At 41.1% G+C, this 19,672-nt stretch carries 19 protein-coding genes; 13 read left to right on the forward strand and 6 right to left on the reverse strand.

What is annotated here, in order from left to right; translation table 11 throughout:
- Positions 1-318: 318 nt before the first annotated feature.
- Positions 319-573 (forward strand): hypothetical protein, encoded by a 255-nt coding sequence (locus AC0L3Y_RS01555; protein ID WP_473467926.1) that lies wholly within the window; start codon positions 319-321, stop codon positions 571-573.
- A 613-nt stretch (positions 574-1,186) separates the two neighbouring features.
- Here AC0L3Y_RS01555 and AC0L3Y_RS01560 read toward each other — a convergent pair.
- Positions 1,187-2,563, reverse strand: coding sequence for a glycine--tRNA ligase (locus AC0L3Y_RS01560; protein WP_473467928.1), 1,377 nt, complete (start codon positions 2,561-2,563; stop codon positions 1,187-1,189).
- Positions 2,564-2,823: 260 nt separating this feature from the next.
- Here AC0L3Y_RS01560 and AC0L3Y_RS01565 point away from each other — a divergent pair, with 260 nt between their 5' ends.
- The 3 genes from AC0L3Y_RS01565 (at position 2,824) to AC0L3Y_RS01575 (ending at position 4,531) form a co-directional block, all read left to right on the forward strand.
- Entirely contained in the window at positions 2,824-3,270 is a 447-nt protein-coding gene (locus tag AC0L3Y_RS01565; RefSeq protein ID WP_473467930.1) for a DUF3429 domain-containing protein, read from the forward strand.
- Between the two features lie 117 nt (positions 3,271-3,387).
- On the forward strand, positions 3,388-3,783 hold the full coding sequence (locus tag AC0L3Y_RS01570) for a thiol-disulfide oxidoreductase DCC family protein (RefSeq protein ID WP_473467932.1): 396 nt from the start codon (positions 3,388-3,390) through the stop codon (positions 3,781-3,783).
- 1 nt (position 3,784) lies between these two features.
- Complete coding sequence (locus AC0L3Y_RS01575) at positions 3,785-4,531, forward strand: SDR family NAD(P)-dependent oxidoreductase (RefSeq protein WP_473467934.1); 747 nt, start codon at positions 3,785-3,787, stop codon at positions 4,529-4,531.
- Between the two features lie 38 nt (positions 4,532-4,569).
- On the opposite strand, the gene AC0L3Y_RS01580 is transcribed toward AC0L3Y_RS01575, so the two are convergent.
- Positions 4,570-5,040, reverse strand: coding sequence for a hypothetical protein (locus AC0L3Y_RS01580; RefSeq protein WP_473467935.1), 471 nt, complete (start codon positions 5,038-5,040; stop codon positions 4,570-4,572).
- A 111-nt stretch (positions 5,041-5,151) separates the two neighbouring features.
- Complete coding sequence (locus tag AC0L3Y_RS01585) at positions 5,152-5,412, reverse strand: DUF5062 family protein (protein WP_473467937.1); 261 nt, start codon at positions 5,410-5,412, stop codon at positions 5,152-5,154.
- Positions 5,413-5,767: 355 nt separating this feature from the next.
- Here AC0L3Y_RS01585 and AC0L3Y_RS01590 point away from each other — a divergent pair, with 355 nt between their 5' ends.
- From AC0L3Y_RS01590 to AC0L3Y_RS01630, 9 genes are all read left to right on the forward strand, one after another.
- The gene (locus tag AC0L3Y_RS01590) at positions 5,768-6,454 is read left to right on the forward strand and encodes a GntR family transcriptional regulator (protein ID WP_473467941.1); all 687 of its coding nucleotides are present in this window, start codon (positions 5,768-5,770) and stop codon (positions 6,452-6,454) included.
- A gap of 77 nt (positions 6,455-6,531) precedes the next feature.
- A complete protein-coding gene (prpB, locus tag AC0L3Y_RS01595; protein WP_473467946.1) occupies positions 6,532-7,431 on the forward strand; it encodes a methylisocitrate lyase in 900 nt (299 codons plus the stop codon).
- 73 nt (positions 7,432-7,504) lie between these two features.
- Positions 7,505-8,632 carry a bifunctional 2-methylcitrate synthase/citrate synthase gene (prpC, locus tag AC0L3Y_RS01600; protein WP_473467950.1) on the forward strand — a complete coding sequence of 376 codons (1,128 nt, stop codon included), beginning with the start codon at positions 7,505-7,507 and terminating at the stop codon, positions 8,630-8,632.
- Between the two features lie 64 nt (positions 8,633-8,696).
- Entirely contained in the window at positions 8,697-10,184 is a 1,488-nt protein-coding gene (prpD, locus tag AC0L3Y_RS01605) for a 2-methylcitrate dehydratase (RefSeq protein WP_473467952.1), read from the forward strand.
- Between the two features lie 163 nt (positions 10,185-10,347).
- The gene (locus AC0L3Y_RS01610; protein ID WP_473467954.1) at positions 10,348-11,379 is read left to right on the forward strand and encodes a tRNA(Met) cytidine acetyltransferase TmcA domain-containing protein; all 1,032 of its coding nucleotides are present in this window, start codon (positions 10,348-10,350) and stop codon (positions 11,377-11,379) included.
- A gap of 17 nt (positions 11,380-11,396) precedes the next feature.
- Complete coding sequence (locus tag AC0L3Y_RS01615) at positions 11,397-12,401, forward strand: GNAT family N-acetyltransferase (protein ID WP_473467957.1); 1,005 nt, start codon at positions 11,397-11,399, stop codon at positions 12,399-12,401.
- Positions 12,402-12,746: 345 nt separating this feature from the next.
- Positions 12,747-13,739 carry a TRAP transporter substrate-binding protein gene (locus AC0L3Y_RS01620; protein WP_473467960.1) on the forward strand — a complete coding sequence of 331 codons (993 nt, stop codon included), beginning with the start codon at positions 12,747-12,749 and terminating at the stop codon, positions 13,737-13,739.
- A 155-nt stretch (positions 13,740-13,894) separates the two neighbouring features.
- Positions 13,895-14,572, forward strand: a complete 678-nt coding sequence (locus tag AC0L3Y_RS01625; protein ID WP_473467963.1) for a TRAP transporter small permease — start codon at positions 13,895-13,897, stop codon at positions 14,570-14,572.
- A 15-nt stretch (positions 14,573-14,587) separates the two neighbouring features.
- A complete protein-coding gene (locus AC0L3Y_RS01630; protein ID WP_473467965.1) occupies positions 14,588-16,201 on the forward strand; it encodes a TRAP transporter large permease in 1,614 nt (537 codons plus the stop codon).
- A gap of 85 nt (positions 16,202-16,286) precedes the next feature.
- Here the strand turns inward: AC0L3Y_RS01630 and kduD are convergent, their stop codons facing one another.
- The 3 genes from kduD to AC0L3Y_RS01645 form a co-directional block, all read right to left on the reverse strand.
- Positions 16,287-17,045: a 2-dehydro-3-deoxy-D-gluconate 5-dehydrogenase KduD gene (gene kduD, locus AC0L3Y_RS01635; RefSeq protein WP_473467967.1), complete on the reverse strand. Its 759-nt coding sequence runs from the start codon at positions 17,043-17,045 to the stop codon at positions 16,287-16,289.
- A 335-nt stretch (positions 17,046-17,380) separates the two neighbouring features.
- Entirely contained in the window at positions 17,381-18,175 is a 795-nt protein-coding gene (locus AC0L3Y_RS01640) for a GGDEF domain-containing protein (protein WP_473467968.1), read from the reverse strand.
- A gap of 122 nt (positions 18,176-18,297) precedes the next feature.
- Positions 18,298-19,656 (reverse strand): sigma-54-dependent transcriptional regulator, encoded by a 1,359-nt coding sequence (locus AC0L3Y_RS01645; RefSeq protein ID WP_473467971.1) that lies wholly within the window; start codon positions 19,654-19,656, stop codon positions 18,298-18,300.
- Between the last annotated feature and the right edge of the window lie 16 nt (positions 19,657-19,672).

The following is a 19,672-nucleotide window of genomic DNA, read 5'->3' on the forward strand; positions in this document are numbered from 1 at the left end:
AGAATTCTCCCGACATTCAGCTATTTAGAATTTTTATTAGCTGCCTGAACTCAGTCTGGTTGAGAATTTGAAAATTGCAAAGTTTTGAACGTCATAGATACAAAACTCACACAAAGTGAGGAAAGGGGTTGGCTGAGCAGAGATGAAAAAGATCAAATTTAATTTCGCTCTGATCAATATTATAAAAAAAAATGGTTATAAAAACCATCTAGAAACCTTGTGATGTCATGGTGACGGCAAACTCTAAATATTGAAATTGCGCACACCACCGTAATCAGTGACTATTACCCTACTCAACAGATAAGGACTTCTCAACTCATGAAAAATAAACTCTCATCAACTGAAAAAATCATCCCTTATATTATTTTCCTTATCGGCATTCTCTATGGCTTGGGGTTCGCCATTGATTGGAATGTAAGCTTTAAAGCTCAACTTGAAACGGAGAAAAGTGCTTGGGATATTACCACAGCGATTGGCTCTCTTCTTTCTGGACTAGGTACTGTTGGTCTGTTGATTTTTGGTGGGATTAAGGGCAGTGAATGGATAGCTAAAATAAAAAAAACAAACACATAGATCTTATGCTTGATACCTCCAAGAACCTTATAAATACTTCTAATATATTAGAATCATACTTTCACAAAAGGTTATATGAGTATAAACCTGAACAAATACAAGCAGATAACTCTATTGCAATAAATCAATATCCAGACTTCACCAAAAAAAATAAAATTGAAGTGTATGAGCTCCACAACCAAGTAAAACTTCAAGTCAAAATTTTAATTAGTTTATCTCAAAAAAATATTCGATTAACTAAGCATTTAAAGTTAATCGACTCACTTCTCACTAAGGTTTTATTATTAATTTTTTCTAATGATAATACTGATGATGCACAGGGCGAAATCCATCACTTATCGGTACATATAAACGCATACAGTCAGAAATTTTTAAGCGCGATTATAGACGAGGAAATAAAATAGAAAAATACGCACTGCGAACCAGTGTGTATGGGTGTTACTCGCCCAGCCTTTCTTGAATTAAAAAGCTTAAAAATGCTCCCCATTCAAAGCCTTTAAATGAAACTAAAATCACTCATATCCAACCAAACTTAAACCCCGAAAACAAAAAAATCCCTTTAAGACTCTAATCTTAAAGGGATTTCTAATCTCTATTTTATTAATCCAAAAAACTAATCTTGGTTAATAAAGTAGTTCACTACATAAGCTGGTAAGTCCGCTGCGTTGACAACGATCTGTTCCATTGTGTCACGGTCACGAACCGTCACTGGTGCGCCTTCTTGTTCAATCGAATCGAAATCGACTGTCACACAGATTGGTGTACCGACTTCGTCATGACGACGGTAGCCTTTACCTACGTTACCTGTGTTTTCATAAAGAATACGACCTAGACCCAGTTTTTGAAGCTTGTTTTTAAGCTCTTTTGCTAGGGCAACGATTTCAGGTTTGTTCTTTTTCAGCGGCATGATAGCGACTTTGATCGGCGCTAGATGTGGCTTGAATTTAAGCACAGTACGAGTCGAACCATTTTCAAGTTCTTCTTCTGTGTAGGCTTCTGTCATGATCGCAAGCAAACCACGATCAAGACCAGCAGAAGGTTCGATACAGAAAGGTACTTCCCACTTATTCGCTTCAAGATCACGAATGGCTAATTTCGCCGTAGAGTGTTCGTTCTTTTTCACTTTTGCTGTGATACCAAATTCGTCTTGTGCTTTGGTGTGAGAACCCAAGTCGTAATCCGTACGGTTAGCAACGCCTTCTAATTCCTCAAAACCATGTGGAAACTTGTACAAGATATCCACAGTCGATTTTGAGTAATGAGAAAGGTCATCACCGGTTACATATTCAAATTGAATGTTTTCTTCTGCTAGACCCTGATCCAACCACCACTGTTTGCGCGTGTTAACCCAGAAGTCATGCCACTTTTCGTCTTCGCCTGGCTTACAGAAAAATTCCAGTTCCATTTGTTCGAATTCACGAACACGGAAAATGAAGTTACGTGGTGTGATTTCGTTACGGAAAGATTTACCAATTTGCGCAATACCGAAAGGCAAAGCACGAGACGTAGAATCGACGACGTTTTTAAAGTTGGTAAAAATACCTTGAGCCGTTTCTGGACGAAGGTAAGTGTAAGACTCTTCATCCACCATTGGGCCAACGTTGGTTTTGAACATCAGATTGAAGTCACGAGGCTCAGTCACATTGGTTGAACCACAGTTGTCGCAGACTTTGATGTCTTTCATGTGGTCGGCACGTAGACGAGATTTACATTCGTGGCAATCTACCATTGGGTCAGTGAAGGTATCTTCATGACCAGAATATTTATAAACGTTTTTGTTCTGAATGATGGCAGCATCCAAACCTTCTACGTCGTCACGTTCGTAAACCATCGAACGCCACCATGCGGCTTTGATGTTGTTTTTTAATTCAACGCCTAGCGGACCGTAATCGTAAGCACCTTGCATACCACCGTAGATTTCACTGCCTTGGAAAATAAATCCACGACGTTTACATAGGGAGACGAGTTCATCCATTGTTTTAGCTGGCATTTCTAAACACACCTTAAGCAAAATTCATTAAATAAAGACACAAAACCAAGTGGTTTTACGTTCAAGCAATTGTTATAGCCGTACATTGTACTCTTTGCCTGTATTTCCCTCAATGGCGATTCGTATTGAGTGGATAGAGTAAAGGAATGTAAAAAATATGAGGAATAGCCCATATAACTGGCATTCGTCGTGCTATTCATATAAAACTCTTTTTCATACACCTTATTTGCACATTCGATTTTTTAAATAGGCACTTTAACATGCGAACTTCTGCTTCTTTTCTCACTATGATACTGGCTGCTCTCGGTATTATTCCTTTTGTGTTCGCGACCTATTTAAGTTGGTCAAACCAAGTATTTTTTGAAAAATCAGGGCTTAATTTATTCATCACCTACAGTGCCATTATTTTAAGTTTCATGGGTGGCACCTTGTGGGGGCAATTCATTCATAAAAATATTGACGCATTGAGCCGCTATGTACTTATCTCAAGCAACTTCCTTGCGATTGGTGCCTGGTTCTCATTACTGATCGACGTGCCAGTGTTGTCCATTGGTTTGTTGTTACTTGGCTTCATCAGCACTTTTTGGGTAGAAGCAAGAGCTCTAAAACACAGTAAATCCGTTAATACTCGTTATTTAAATCTGCGCTTTATCGTTACTATTGTGGTTTGTGTATTGCACTTACTTGTTTTATATCCACATCAATAAAACAAATACTGAAATTCAATCACCATGATATAAAGGTGATCTAACTCCCCTTCTTTTGCGTATCTGTACCCTATATAAAATACAAAACCCTATATCACATACCGAAGAGTGACGATCATGCTAACAATTTTCTACGATGGCCATTGTCCACTTTGCGCAGCTGAAATGAATCAGTTACGACACTTAGATAGCCAAAAGCAACTCATACTAGAAGACATTCACCAGAGCGATTTTAAAGAACGTTTTCCTTATATCAATCCAGACCAAGCCGATAAAATACTTCATGGTCAATTACAAAATGGCGAAATCATCAAAGGCTTGGATGTCACTTGCTTAGCATGGAAACTGGTTGGTAAACATAAGTGGATGCAAATTCTTCGCTGGCCTGTGATTCGTATTATCGCTGACTTTGGTTATCTTTTCTTCGCTCACTATCGCCATTCCATTTCGTCTTTTATTACAGGCAAACCGAGCGGTAAACCACGCTGCACATCATGTCAAAAGGATCTTTAATATGTCTTCTTTTTACGCTCTAATCATTGGTGCCAGCAGTACAATTGCTCAAGCAGCTATTCACCAATTCGAACACAACCAAGATTGCCTTGGTGTGTTTGCTGTCAGTCGTTCTTTACCTGCAGATGTTGGGCAAGAGAGCGATCAATCGATAACGAATAAAGTACACTGGTTAGTCTGTGATAATAGCGAATCTAATATTGCAGCTGTGTGCCAACAGCTCTCATCCTATTCAGTGAACATTACCAAAGTTTTAATATGTAACGGCCTTTTGCATAATGAAACAATGATGCCAGAGAAAAAACTTGAGGATATTAATACAGCGCAATTAGAAGCTGTTTTTCACGCCAACACAGTAGTTCCAATGCTTTGGTTGAGTAAGTTGGTGTCTATTTTAAAAGGTGGTCAAGACACTCAGGTGGCTTTATTGAGTGCTCGTGTCGGCAGTATTTCAGATAATACATCAGGCGGTTGGTACAGTTATAGAGCATCAAAAGCAGCCTTGAATATGCTGATTCAAAACAGCGCTATTGAATACGCCAGAAGAGCTAAAAACGTAAAGTTAATCGCTTTTCATCCTGGCACAACAGACACACCGTTATCCAAACCTTTCCAGCGTTCTGTACCAGAAGGCAAATTATTTACGCCTGACTTTGTCGCGTCTCAACTTCTGGGTATTTTAGATAAAGCAGAAATGAACAATAAGGCTGCATTTCTAGATTGGAACAACCAAGCAATCGACTGGTGATTGCTTGGTTATTTTTGAGAAGTATTAGAGAAAGAGGACTAGGCTTTAAAACGTCGTGTTGGGTCTTCTGCTTTTGTCGCTTGATAGTCACTAATGCACAGTTGTTCAAAAGCCAACGCCACCCAACCACTAACCAACATATCGAACCAAGGTTCAACACCGCTACAACCCACGACGATATCGCCGTATACGAAAGAGCCATAAAACAACACATCGCCTTCACGTAATGACGAAGGATGCATCGTATGGTGGTTAATATTAGCCACCGAATTACGCCATGCTTGTGCCGTTTTATTTCGAGCCAATTCATCAAAAGGAACTTGCCAATTTTCTGGCGTACCAAATGTACACTCATACAAAATGGCATCATCAAAAGAAGCTTCCCATGGTTTTAAATGTGGATTCATAATCACGATATGCAATTCTGCACGGCATGTTTTAGTAAACAATTGTTCAATGGCTGGCTTGACAAGATTCACAGCTTCTATCGCAAGAGCTTTATTATCCATCGGTTTTTCCTTTCTATTTACATTGTTGTTAAGGCTTTTTTGACTGTTGTCGTATTTCAAAACCTGTTGTGATTTTTTTGTATGCTTATGCCTTTGTTTTAAAGCAAATAACTACTTCAATAATGGATCGTCTTTCGGCAAAACTTTCTGAATCCATAAGGCAAGTTTGTGCTTCATACTCGGCAAATCTTCTTTGTCCGCAGGTAACGCCACAACCAATTTGTCTAAGACTAATAAACGATAAATGGCTTCCGCTTTTTCATTGGCAGACATAGTTGCAGAAAAGCCAGCGTAACCTCGTTTCAATGCATAATTTTCACCAACTTGAATGGCTTTTTTACTTAGGGCTGCTTCGTTTTTAATTTTTTTCATGACTTCCCTTATTTCAGCTTTTATCTAAACGTCATAACCAACCATCTAAAATAATCGTTAACAACACAGAGCTTATAACTCGATAGTGTTAACCACATAAATTGTCGACCCTTGATAAAAGTACTATTTGAGTGATTTGTATGACTTTATCAGTTTTTGAGGGGTCCTATCGAATAAATATGAAAAACCTTTTAATAAACACGCTGTTAATCCGTGCGGGAAAGGTAATCGAGGTAACCTATAAGACTAAAGAATAATGAAAATATAAACATATTGTCGACAATCTATCTTGATAAAGCCTAAAAACAAAGCTATAACTAACAACATTGTCAACAATGAAGTGTTTTACTATTTTATGAGTAATCTTATTTCCATTAAGTCTGCCACCCTATCCGAAGACCTCGCACAGCAACTTACTAACGCTATTGTGCAAGGCCATATTCCACAAGGCAGTAAGATCTCTGAACCAGAACTTGCCAAACAATATGGTGTGTCTCGTGGTCCGCTGCGTGAAGCCATCGTCAAATTAGAAGGTTTAGGACTGGTTACTCGCACCGCCAATGTGGGTGCACGAGTGATTCAGCTTAACACTCAAGACATGCTCGATTCTTTTGCTATGCGTGAAGCATTAGAAGGTATGGCAGCAAGATTAGCTGCAACAATGATGCAAACCGAAGAAGTTAACAGTTTGTATGATTTGCTCGATAAGCATCAAGCCTATCTTGATGACAACCAAGACGAACGTTATCTACAACAGGGCGGTAACGATGACTTTCACTTACGCATCATTCACGCCAGCGGTAACGCTAAGCTGATCCGCCTGCTCACGGAAGAATTGTACGCCGTTATTCGCATGTACCGTCGTCATACAGCAGATCAACGTAGTGACCCTCGCCAAGCATTACGGGAACACAGGGCAATTTTAGATGCGATAGCGAATCACGAAGGTGATTTAGCTGAATTACTAATGCGTCGCCATATTAGCCGCGCAAGTTATTTGTTACAGCAAGCCATGGAGCAAATTGCTTTGGTCTCGCCCTAAAAGACATAAACCGACTCTGATTAAAATAAACGCTATTAAAATAAACGCTATTAAAATAAATAAAAGAGAGAAAAACCATGACAACACATTCTGCAGGTGCTCGTTTTAGACAAGCCGTGGCAACACAATCACCATTACAAGTTGTTGGTGCGGTCAATGCTTATTGCGCCATGATGGCTGAACAAACCGGACATCATGCTCTTTATTTATCTGGCGGTGGCGTAGCCAATGCCTCCTATGGTTTACCAGACCTTGGCATGACAGACCTTCACGATGTGCTAGAAGACGTACGCCGCATTACTTCTGCATCCAGCTTACCTCTATTAGTTGATATTGATACTGGGTTTGGCGGGGCATTTAACATCGCTAGAAGCATTCAACAAATGGAAAAAGCGGGTGCGGCGGCGGTTCATATTGAAGACCAAGTGCAACAAAAACGCTGCGGTCACCGCCCAAATAAAGCCATCGTCAGTCAAGGTGAAATGGTCGACCGAGTTAAAGCCTGCGTAGATGCTCGCGTAGACGATAACTTTGTCATCATGGCACGTACCGATGCTTTGGCCGTTGAAGGTATGGAATCGGCGATTGAACGCGCCATTGCTTGCGTCGAAGCCGGCGCAGACATGATTTTCCCTGAAGCCATGATCACTCTAGATCAATACAAAGAATTTGTTGCGGCCGTCAATGTGCCTGTGCTGGCAAACATAACTGAATTCGGTGCGACACCTTTATTTAGTAAAGAAGAATTGGCCAGCGTTGGCGTTGATCTCGTGCTTTATCCATTGAGTGCATTCCGCGCTATGAACAAAGCCGCATTAAATGTGTATCAACATTTACTAAATGATGGTCACCAGCGTGACGTTGTCGAGTCAATGCAAACCCGTAACGAGCTTTACGAATTCCTAAATTATCACGTCTATGAAGACAAACTGGACGCGCTTTTCTCTGATAAAAAAGAGTCAGGGAAAAATAATTAAGAAGTAACAGCAAAAACGAAAGCAAAACAAGCTCAGCTGATTTCTCAACAAAAAATAAGAATGGAGAGATGAAATGACTAAAATATTATCAGGCGCAGGTTTAAGAGGCCAAAGCGCAGGTGAAACCGCCCTTTGTACTGTTGGCAAAGCCGCGTCAGGGTTAACTTATCGAGGTTATGGCATCGATGTATTAGCCAGTAAAGCAAGCTTCGAAGAAGTGGCATATTTACTCCTGTATGGCACTTTACCAAATCGTACGCAGCTTGCCGCCTATGAAGAAAAACTCATGGGATTACGATCATTGCCAGAAACCTTAAAAAAAGCCTTAGAGCTGATTCCAAAAGACGCTCATCCTATGGATGTCATGCGCACTGGTTGCTCTTTTTTAGGCAATTTAGAGCCTGAAACGACACTAGATCAACAACACCAAGCCGCCGATCGTTTGGTCGCCACCCTGCCCGCCATTGTTTTGTATTGGTACCGCTTTAGTCATGATGGTGTTCGTGTCGATACATTGAATGCTCATATACCGTCTTTGGCAGGACACTTCTTGACCATGCTCCATGATGTAGAACCAAGTAAGTTACATACGCAAGTTATGAATACTTCTTTAATTTTGTATGCCGAGCATGAATTCAATGCATCAACCTTTACCGCCCGCGTTTGCGCTTCCACCATGTCTGACATGTACTCCTGTGTCACTGGCGGTATTGGTAGTTTACGCGGGCCACTGCATGGGGGTGCCAACGAAGCAGCAATGGAGATGATAGAGCCTTGGTTAACACCAGACCAAGCCGAAGCAGAATTACTGAGAAAACTTGCCAACAAAGAAACGGTCATGGGCTTCGGTCATGCAATTTACAGTGAATCCGATCCTCGTAATGAGATCATCAAACAATGGTCTAAGAAGCTCAGTGAAGAAGCTGGCGACGATCATTTATATGCTGTATCTGAACGTTGTGAAGCCGTCATGTGGCGTGAGAAAAAACTCTTCTGTAACGCCGATTTCTTCCATGCCAGCGCCTATCGTTTTATGGGAATTCCGACCAAGTTATTCACACCAATTTTCGTTTGTGCCCGCGTCACAGGTTGGGCTGCTCATGTTATGGAGCAAAGAGCCAACAATCGAATCATTCGCCCTAGTGCGGATTATATCGGTCCAGATCATGCAGATTGGGTTGCTCTAGATCAACGACCATAGAAGATAAACGAACGACCATAACTCTAATTTTATTATTTGAATTTTTATCTAAAGGACACTGAGAATGAGCGCTAATGTAGATGTAAATAATCGCCCAGATTACGATCAAGTTATTCAAGACATCGCTGACTATGTGATTAACTTTAAAGTCGAAAGCCAAGAAGCCCTAGACACAGCCCGTAACTGTTTAATGGATACACTCGGTTGTGGCCTGCTCGCCCTACGCTTTCCAGAATGTACTAAACATTTAGGGCCAATTGTCCAAGGCACAGTTGTACCTAATGGCGCACGTGTTCCGGGTACGTCTTTGTCTCTTGATCCAGTAAAAGCGGCGTGGGATATTGGCTGTATTATTCGCTGGTTAGACTACAACGACACTTGGCTTGCTGCAGAATGGGGTCACCCATCTGACAATCTTGGTGGTATTCTGGCGGTTGCTGATCACCTTTCTCAGGTTCGTTTATCTAATGGCGAAGCACCTCTCACCATGCGTGAAGTGTTAGAAGGAATGATCATGGCTCACGAAATCCAAGGTGTTATTGCTTTGGAGAACTCGTTCAACCGCGTTGGTTTATGTCATGTTTTATTAGTTCGCGTCGCGTCTGTGGCTGTGGTCACTAAAATGATGGGCGGCGACAGAGAGCAAATCATGGCGGCGGTTTCTCAGGCTTGGGTGGACGGTTCAGCCTTAAGAACTTATCGCCATGCGCCCAATGCAGGGTCTCGTAAATCATGGGCGGCAGGCGATGCCACATCACGAGCGGTACGTTTGGCTGATATGTCAATGCGTGGAGAAATGGGTATTCCTAGCGTATTAACCGCACCGCAATGGGGTTTCTACGATGTGTCTTTCTCGAAAACCAACAAAGACCAAGCCATTAAACCCGATGCGCAACGTCAGTTTTCTTTCCCTCAGGATTACGGCACTTATGTGATGGAAAACATCTTGTTTAAGATTTCTTTCCCTGCTGAGTTCCACGCTCAAACGGCAGCAGAAGCTGCGGTTATCCTGCATCCTCAGGTAAAAGATCGTTTAGCAGAAATTGATAAAATTGTCATACGCACTCATGAATCTGCGATTCGTATCATTTCCAAATCTGGTCCATTGGCAAACGCGGCTGACCGTGACCATTGCTTGCAGTATATGGCGGCTGTCCCCTTGGCATTTGGTAACTTGGTTGCTGAACACTATGAAGACGACTTTCATGCGGCGAATCCGATTATTGATGAACTACGCAATAAGATGGAAATCACCGAAGATAAGCGCTTTACAGCAGAATATTTGGAAGCAGACAAACGCTCTATTGCTAACGCCATTCAAGTTTTCTTTAAGGATGGTACTAGCACAGAAGAAGTTGCCGTTGAATATCCTGTTGGCCATCGTCGTCGTCGCGTAGAAGGCATTCCATTGCTTGAACAGAAATTCAAAAACAACTTGGCAACACGCTTCCCAAATCATCAATGCAAAACCATTTTCACCCTATGTAAAGATCAAAAAACTCTAGAGAAAACGCCAGTGAATCGCTTCATGGATTTGTTTGTTATTGGTTAACCTCTGATTTTAGGTATCCCCCTTTAAACCATTCAAAGCACTCATTTTTTTGAGTGCTTTTTTTGTCTACTTTTTTATCTGCTTTTTTAACTGAAGTAAGGTGTATTAAAAATTGGCGAGGCTCTTTGATCTCAGTATGATACTAGGATCAAAGGGAGACTTTATGCATTCATCTGACAACCATCGCCATTGTTTTTTATTAAAAGGCTCGACCAATGAGGTTTTGTCGGATTTTTTGCAGATGAGCAAACACCTTTCTACACCACTAGTTTGCGCCTACGATGTCAGCGCTTATGACGATTTCCTAAGTAAATCAAAGCCTTTTACCACTCTCACTTTCAAACAGGTTCGTCAAGAACTTGGCAGCACTCACGATGCCGTTTTGGTCGACTTAAGCCAAGGTATTTCAGCTAGTGCTGTAGCGATATTATCAGGCACGGTTCGCGGCAATGGTCTTTTTGCGATTGCCTTGCCTGAAGACGGTTGGCTGTCTCTTGCGGATCAAGACCTTGCCCGTTATTTACCCTGGCCTTATACACCGGAGCAAATTGATTCTAGCTTTAAACACTTTTTCTTAAAGCATCTAGAAAACCAACTCTCGCCATTTAAATTACTTGATCGAAAAACACTTCAAGCTTTACCTACGCTTGCTCCTCTTGATCAGAGTGCGCCATTAACCGAAGAACAGTTCTATGTACAATCTTGTTTACTAAACCATCAGTCTGAATCTTACGTTCTTATTGCCCCTCGCGGCCGAGGAAAATCCACTGTACTTGGCGACAGCATTGCCAAGCTGCAATTAAACGGGAAACGTGTTGCCATCATAGCGCCCAATCAAGAAGCTATTACGACCCTAAAGTCTCGCTTTGAACAGGTTGCTCAACCAAATCAAAACTTACCTTTTTTCGCTCCTGACGCATTACTCGCGAATAACACCCATTGGGATTATTTGTTTGTCGATGAGGCATCTATGATTCCTGTACCTTTGCTTATAGCTTTAACTCAGAAAGCTGACCAATGTGTTTTCAGTACCACAGATTATGGTTATGAAGGCGCGGGAAAAGGTTTCGGCATACGCTTCTGTCGCTATTTAGAACAACACTGTACGTCTCTAGAACAGCTTACATTACAGCAGCCTATCCGATGGGGGGAAATGACCCACTCGAGAACTGGATCAACGATAGTTTCTTTTTAGGTGTTACAGATCAAGCTATGGCTTCAAGTCATTCTTCAGCCTCTTTTGAATATCAGCACATCACAGGCAAGGAATGGTTGGAAAATACAGAGCTATTAGCCAGTACATTTCAACTATTAGTCAGTGCCCATTATCAAACCTCACCAGATAACCTGCGTTGGATATTAGACGATCCCTCTGTATCTACTTTTTTATCTTTACAAGGAAATATACTCAACAGTGTTGCTGTAATTACTAAAGAAGGTGAATTGCCTAAAACATTAAATGATGAAGTCATGCAAGGCAAACGCAGGCCTCGCGGTCACCTAGTACCTCAGTCATTACTCGCCCATGAAGGCATTGAAACAGCAGGGCAATACCGCTATTGGCGTATTAGTCGTATTGCGACTAAATCTGGAGAACAAAATAAAGGCTATGCAAGCCAATTACTTAACCATATAGAAAAAGCGGCGACAGGAAAGTGTGACTTCCTTTGTAGTAGCTTTGCCGCAACGCCAGATGTGGTGGCGTTTTGGTTAAAAAATAATTACTTGCCAGTCCGTCTTGGCACCGCAAAAGATCAAGCTAGCGGAAGCTATTCACTAATGATGGTTAAAGCCATGACAAAAGAAGCCTCTGATCTATCAAAAGAATGGCATCAGCGATTTGTCGAACAACTCACGCTCAATTTATTGCTTCAGTATTCAGACTTTTCTATTGAATTGGTGCTACAACTCTTGGGCAGCAATAAAAACAACACAAACTCTTTACCAAATCTCGTTCAGCTTTCATTACAAGATAAACACGACATAGCCTTATTTGTTGACCATCACAGGCCATTTGATTCGATTAGGGCTGTTTTTCTAAAAACTGTAGTATCTATTGCTCTGCAAGGTAAATTACACCAGAAAGAAGCCTCACATAGGCTTATCATGGAAGCAGCACTAGGGCGAGACACTGAAAGCTCTCGTATACAGGCTAAACTCTCAGGAAAGAAGGCAATGCATCAGACTTTCAAAATGTTGTTGAAAACATATCTCTAATACAAAGCTTCGACGAATAATCTCGATACGAGATTACTATTACAGAAATATATGGGTGGAAATCCACCCATACTGAAATAAACCATGTGCGTAATCCCCCCTATTTTTGATTTATAAAACCATCAATAAAACATACCGATATATTTATACCAATATAAATCAATCACTTAACTAAAAAACAAACAGTTGGCATAAATTGTGTAAAGACTATGACTCTAGCAATACTCGTTTTGCTCGGTCTATTTTAGACTAAACTTATTTCTGATCAGTTCTTCTTTCGTGAGCTTTTCATTAATGAGATAGCGGGCACACAATAATAATTCAGCTTTTTGGAGTCATATAACAATGAAAAAAATCAGCCTTACTCTAACTTCTCTAGCACTTGCTCTTACAGCAGGCACTGCTATCGCTAACTGTGATCCAGGTGAACGTGTTGTTAAATTCAGTCACGTAACTGGCGGTACTACACACCCTAAAGTAGTTGCGGCTAACAGCTTGGCAGAACGCGTAAACAAAGAAATGAACGGTAAGTTATGTGTAGAGGTTTACCCAAACTCAACACTATTTGGTGACTCTAAAGAGCTTGAAGCACTTCTATTAGGTGATGTTCAACTACTTGCACCATCACTTTCTAAGTTTGGTTCATATACGCCTAAATACGGTGTGTTCGATCTACCTTTCATCTTTAAAGACATGGACCACGCTATCCGTTTCACAAAAACAAAAGAAGGCAAAGATCTTTTGTTAGCAATGGATGAATATGCTGGTTTCGTTGGTCTAGGTTACTGGATGTCAGGCATGAAATACTTCTCTGCTGGCAAAGCACTTATCGTTCCTGACGATGCTAAAGGCTTGAAATTCCGTGTGCAAACATCTGACGTTTCAAAGCAAATGATTTCAGCAATGGGCGCTTCACCACAAGCAATGGCCTTCTCTGAAGTATATGGCGCATTACAAACTGGCGTTGTAGATGGTCAAGAAAATACTTGGTCAAACATCTACACTAAAAAATTCTACGAAGTACAAGACAGCACAACTGAAACAAACCACCAGCTATTGGCTTACTTGTTCATGACGTCTTCTGACTTCCTAAACAGTCTTTCAACTGCTGAACGTAAGCAATTCCTTCAAATTGCAGACGAAGTAACACAAGCAGCAAACTTGAATGTTAAAGCGGCTGAAGCAGCAAACCGTGCAAACATTCTAAAAGCAGGCGGCAAGATCAACACATTGACTCCAGCTCAGCGTCAAGAGTGGGTAGATACAATGAGTCCTGTTTGGAAACAGTTTGAAAAAGACATTGGTAAAGATTTGATTAAAGCTGCTGCTGGCGCTTAATCAATTTTTATATTGCAGTTAGCTGACTCAGTTTTAAACTGAGTCAGCTTTTGTGATTCACCGTGTACTTTTTGATCATTCCCTTCGAATACACAATGTATCCCTCATACTGCGTTTGAATTTATTAAGGTCCATTTCTTTCAGGAGACGACCCCATGGCACATTGGCCACATCTTTATTTATTAGTATTTATTATTGTCCTTTGGGCACTGGAAAAACGCTTTCCAAAAGTCATGGAACGGGCAGAAGAAAATCTACTAATCATCGTTATTTCTTCCATTATGGCTGTTTCATTTGGGCAAGTTGTTGCTCGTTATGGCTTTAATACAGGTTGGGATGCGGCACTCGAATTCAATACTGTTGCCTTCTCATGGTTAATTCTATTGGGTATGAGCTACGGTATAAAAACTGGCCTTCACCTTGGTGTTGATATTGTTCTAAATGCAGTTCCTAAACGTATTTCTAAAGCTTTATCTTTAATCGGCGCTGCCGCGGCCATGTTGTACGGTTTGATCTTACTCGACTCTACTTGGTTGGCTATGTTGGGCGTAGACGTTAGAGGTGGTGCGATCGAGTACTGGCTGAAAATGTTCAAAATCGGTCTAGGGTCAGAAGAGCTTCGTTACCCTGTTTTCTTCCAGGAAATGTTTGATTTACGCCCTCGCCTACACCGCTGGTTAGTGCTTGTTATTTTGCCAATCAGTTTGGCTCTGCTTTCTTACCGTTCTTTGCAAGCGTTTATCGATATTGCTCGTGGAAAACGTGACATGTTGATCAGTGGGCATGAAGCTCAAGATCTTGTCGAAGAAAACAAAAACGTCTTGAAAGACTAACGCGGGAGCTTAATCGTGGAATCTATTATTCTATTTTCATCTGTACTAATCCTGCTATTTATTGGCTTGCCGGTTGGTATTTCTTTGGGCTTATCGTCCATTTTGTTTATTACTTTTTTCTCTCACGACTCTTTGTCGTCTGTCGCTATTTCATTATTTGGTGCAGGTCAACATTACACCTTATTGGCGATTCCGTTCTTCATCATTGCGTCGTCTTATATGTCGACCGGTGGAGTGGCAAAACGTTTAATTAACTTTGCTATTGCCAGTGTTGGTCACTTCAGAGGCGGCTTAGCAATGGCTTCTGTATTAGCATGTATGATGTTCGCTGCCTTGTCTGGTTCATCGCCAGCAACCGTAGTTGCCATCGGTACAATCGCGATTGCAGGTATGACTCAAGTGGGTTATTCAAAAGAATTTGCAGCAGGCATCATTGCCAATGCGGGCACTTTGGGCATTTTGATTCCGCCTTCTATCGTTATGGTGGTTTACGCGGCATCCGTTGATGTTTCTGTTGGTCGTATGTTCTTAGCAGGTGTTATCCCTGGTTTGATGGCTGGCGGTATGCTGATGCTGGCTATCTATGTTGTTGCTCGTATCAAGAATCTTCCTTCGGAAGAATGGAAAGGTTTTGGCCATCTAATCCGTGGCGGTAAAGAAGCTGGCTGGGGTTTGTTCCTTGTAGTTATCATCATGGGTGGTATTTACGGTGGTGTGTTTACCCCAACAGAAGCAGCAGTTGTTGCAGCTGTCTACTCTATGTTTATCGCCTTGTTTGTTTACCGTGATATGGGGCCTTTAAAAGGCAAAACATGGACAAACGATGACGACGCACCACATGCTCGTGTTGGTTTTAACGGCATGGTTTACGGTGTTTCTTTCTTCCTTGTTTGGGAGATTATGTCTTTCTTTGTTTGGGCAGACAGCGAGACCATCACTGGTGGAGACCGTGCTATTTGGGGCGTGATCATGTCTGCAATGCTGGCGATTTTTTATGTCTTCAAACGCTCTAGTAAGTTAGAAGAATCCATCGGATCTTGCTTATTTGCAGGCATGCCTATTTGGGGCCGTAACTTGTCTATGATGCTGCGCGGCTTCTTCCCTTCTTTATTTGGTGAAGAGTCTCGAAAAGTAATGCTAGAAGGTACAAAAACAACCGTTATGTTGATGTTCATCATCGCTAACGCTTTATTGTTTGCTCACACACTTTCTGCAGAACGTATTCCACAAATGATCACAGAGTGGATGCTAGATGTTGGTTTCAACTGGTTTACCTTCCTAATCGCAGTCAATGTCTTGTTATTGATTGGTGGACAGTTCATGGAGCCATCTGGCCTATTGGTTATCGTCGCACCGGTTGTTTTCCCTATCGCGATGCAATTGGGTATCGATCCAATTCACCTTGGTATCATCATGGTAGTGAACATGGAAATCGGTATGATTACACCGCCAATTGGTCTGAACCTATTTGTAACATCCGGCATTACCGGAATGAGCTTAGCGCGCGTTGTAAAAGCCGCTATGCCTTTCGTTGCTGTATTGATGGTGTTCTTAGTATTGGTGACGTACATTCCAGCGCTTTCTACTGCGTTGCCGTACAGCATCATGGGACCAGAGATTGTTCAGTAACAACTGAGTATTTCTTCTCAGTTCCAAAAAAAGCGCCTTCCGGCGCTTTTTTTGTTTTGTACTTCCAAATAGCCTAATTCAAAAACTAACGCGCTAACCAACCGCCATCAACGGCAATAGTATAACCATGCACATAACGAGATGCGTCAGAGGCAAGAAAGACAATAGGACCAGCCATATCATTTGGCGTTCCCCAACGCCCTGCTGGAATACGCCCTAGTATTTCATTGGATCTATTTTCATCAGCTCGTAACGCTTCCGTATTATTAGTTTCCATGTAACCTGGAGCGATTGCATTGACGTTAATACCCTGTTGCGCCCATTCGTTTGCTAAGGCTTTGGTTAATCCTAACACTCCACTTTTTGACGATGTATAAGAGGATACACGAATACCACCTTGATAAGACAACATAGAAGCAATGTTAATAATATTGCCTGGGGTATCTTGCTTAATAACTTGCTTCGCAAAGGCTTGGGACATAAAGAACAAGGTTTTCAAATTAACGTCCATGACTTCATCCCAATCTTTTTCAGTAAAATCGATAGCGTCATTCCGGCGAATAATACCGGCGTTATTAACTAAAATATCGACCTTACCAAATGCTGCAGTTGCCTCCTTGATAACAAGGTCCACACTATCCACTTTACTCATATCGGTAATAACACTGTGAAACCTTCGACCTGTCTTCGTGATCAATTCAATGGTTTCATCAGGAGCTCTGCGATTTACACCAACAATATCAGCTCCTGCTTCTGCAAGAGCCAATGCCATGCCTTGGCCTAACCCTGTATTACAACCAGTCACAATCGCAACTTTATTAGTAAGATCAAACATTCCGTTCATAACAACACCTTATTTTTATTAGTACACCTTCTTTTGTCAGGTGTTTAGACATTAAATAACGATAAATTTATTGATTCAGAGTAGCACAAAAAAAGGCTTATTGAATATTTTTGAAACGAGGTTTTATTTTTATTTATTCAAGTATAGAAAACGATAAAGGTGACAATCTGCTTTCTAACATCAACATAACTAAGGTTTAAAAAGAGGGATACAAAACTCACTAGACTTTATCCAATGAACGAGAAGGAAGGTCGAACATATAAAAATGGCGACCATCAAGGTCGCCATTTTTATATGTTCTTAATTTTTATGTACTCAGAAAACATCGATAAGCCTCAATGATCAACATAACCCATTGCAAAATTATTTCGACCAGTGCGTTTCACTTTATATAAAGCATTATCGGCAGCTTTCATTGCCATATCAATGGCATGATCATCGCTACCATGAATACGAGAGAATCCGATACTCGCAGCAAACGAAATCGGGCATCCATCAAATTCCACCTTAGAGGATCGAACACTTTCTAAAATTTGTTCTGCAAAATCTTGCGGAGTACTTTGAGCCGTTTTATCTAAAAAAACCACGAATTCATCTCCCCCTAAACGACCAACCACATTTGGCTCCGGGGCCAACTCAAGCAATACCGCACTGAAGGCTGCTAATACTTTATCACCAGCAGCATGACCATATTGGTCATTGATGGGTTTCAAGTTATCTAAATCTAAGATAAAAAAGCCGGGGAAATAATTATTATCTAACTGATCAGCCTGCTCTGCTAGGCTTACTCCTTCCGAAGAATTCGATAAAATATGTTCAACTTTTTGATAAAAATACCCACGATTGTAAGTACCAGTGAGACTATCAATAGTTGCTAGCTGAGTCATCATAACTTCCATTTCATCTATTCTAAAAAATAGACCAACTAGGTACCAAGACAAAAACGGAGTAACCAGAAAAGTAATACTAGAAATTAAAATAAAGTCTTCAAAAGGAATGCGAGTTAAACCGAAAAGCTCTACAAAAAAGTAATTAAGTAGGTAAGCCAAGACAGTAGATAAAATAGTTAAGATTGCGACTAAACCAACTCGTCCGAGTTTACGTAGCAAGCGTCTAATATAGAATGTCACTTAGTCTCCATAAAGTAGAAAAATCTTATGAAGAAAAGCCCAAATTATCATTTATGCCTTCAATCCATAGACCATAGAATGTGACTATATAATAGTCTAACTTCGATACTCAAAAAACCTTTTTATAACTTAAATATGTCCTTATCTAAACCATATTTGCGCATTTTGTCATACAAGGTTTTACGTGGCAGACCAAGTGCATCCATGGTGCTTTTTATTGACCCTTTTTGGCGCATTAACTCTTGTTCTAACAAGGTTTTTTCAAAACGCTCCATTTGCTCAGGCAAGGTCATAACACCGGGATTATTCTCATTGGTGATGATTTCATCGAACTCAAAAGAACCAGCCTCTCCCATCAAAACATAACGCTCAGCAAGGTTCCGTAATTCACGTACATTTCCAGGCCATTCATAACTTAATAAGCTATGCATTCGAGCTGCAGAAAGGGGTTCAGATTCACGCTTATATTGTGCTGTAGCCACCAAACAAAAATGTTGCCAAAGCAATGAGATGTCGTCTTTTCGTTCGCGTAGCGGTGGAATATCTACGCGCACTACGTTCAATCGGTAATACAAGTCCTCTCGAAAAGTGCCACCTTCGCTCAATTGTTTTAGGTCTACCTTAGTCGCAGCTAGAATTCGTAAATCCAAATCAATCGAAGTATTGGATCCTAAACGCTCTAGACGACGTTCCTCTAGAACCCGTAATAAACGAATTTGCATGGACATAGGCATACTTTCAATTTCATCAAGAAATAAGGTACCACCATTCGCATGCTCTAGCTTACCAATACGCTGTGTCTTAGCATCAGTAAAAGCACCCTTTTCATGTCCAAAAAGTTCAGATTCCATAATAGAGTCAGGTACAGCACCACAGTTAATAGCTACAAAAGCATGCCCTCGACGTGAACTATGTTCATGTATATATCGAGCAACTAACTCTTTACCTGTACCAGTTTCACCTTGAATCAAAATATCTGCGCCCGTATCCGCCACATGCAATAGCGCCTGACGCAAACGATGAATACCTGATGTATTACCAATAATTCGAGGTCCTGGTGCATTCTGCGCCACCAGTTCAAGGCGTAAATTTCTGTTTTCTAGAGTTAAATGCCGTTTTTCTGTAGCTCGTCTGACGACCTCAATAAAATCTTCATTCGAAAAAGGCTTCTCTATAAAATCATAAGCACCATCTCGGATGGCATTGACCGCCATACTAATATCGCCATGACCTGTGATAACAATAAAAGGAATTTCGGCATCAATCTTCTTTACGTCATCAAACAATGCCAGACCGCTTTTACCAGGAAGGTTAATATCACTGACAATAACGCCCGGAAAATCCAGGGACAAACGCTCAACCACACCTTGCGCACTGGAAAACTCATCTACATCAAAATCTTCCAGCTGTAATGTCTGAGAGATCGCCATACGGACAGCTTGCTCATCATCAATTAATATTACCTGCTTGTTATCTGGCATCAGATTTCCTATTGAA

Source organism: Marinomonas sp. GJ51-14, assembly GCF_055808695.1.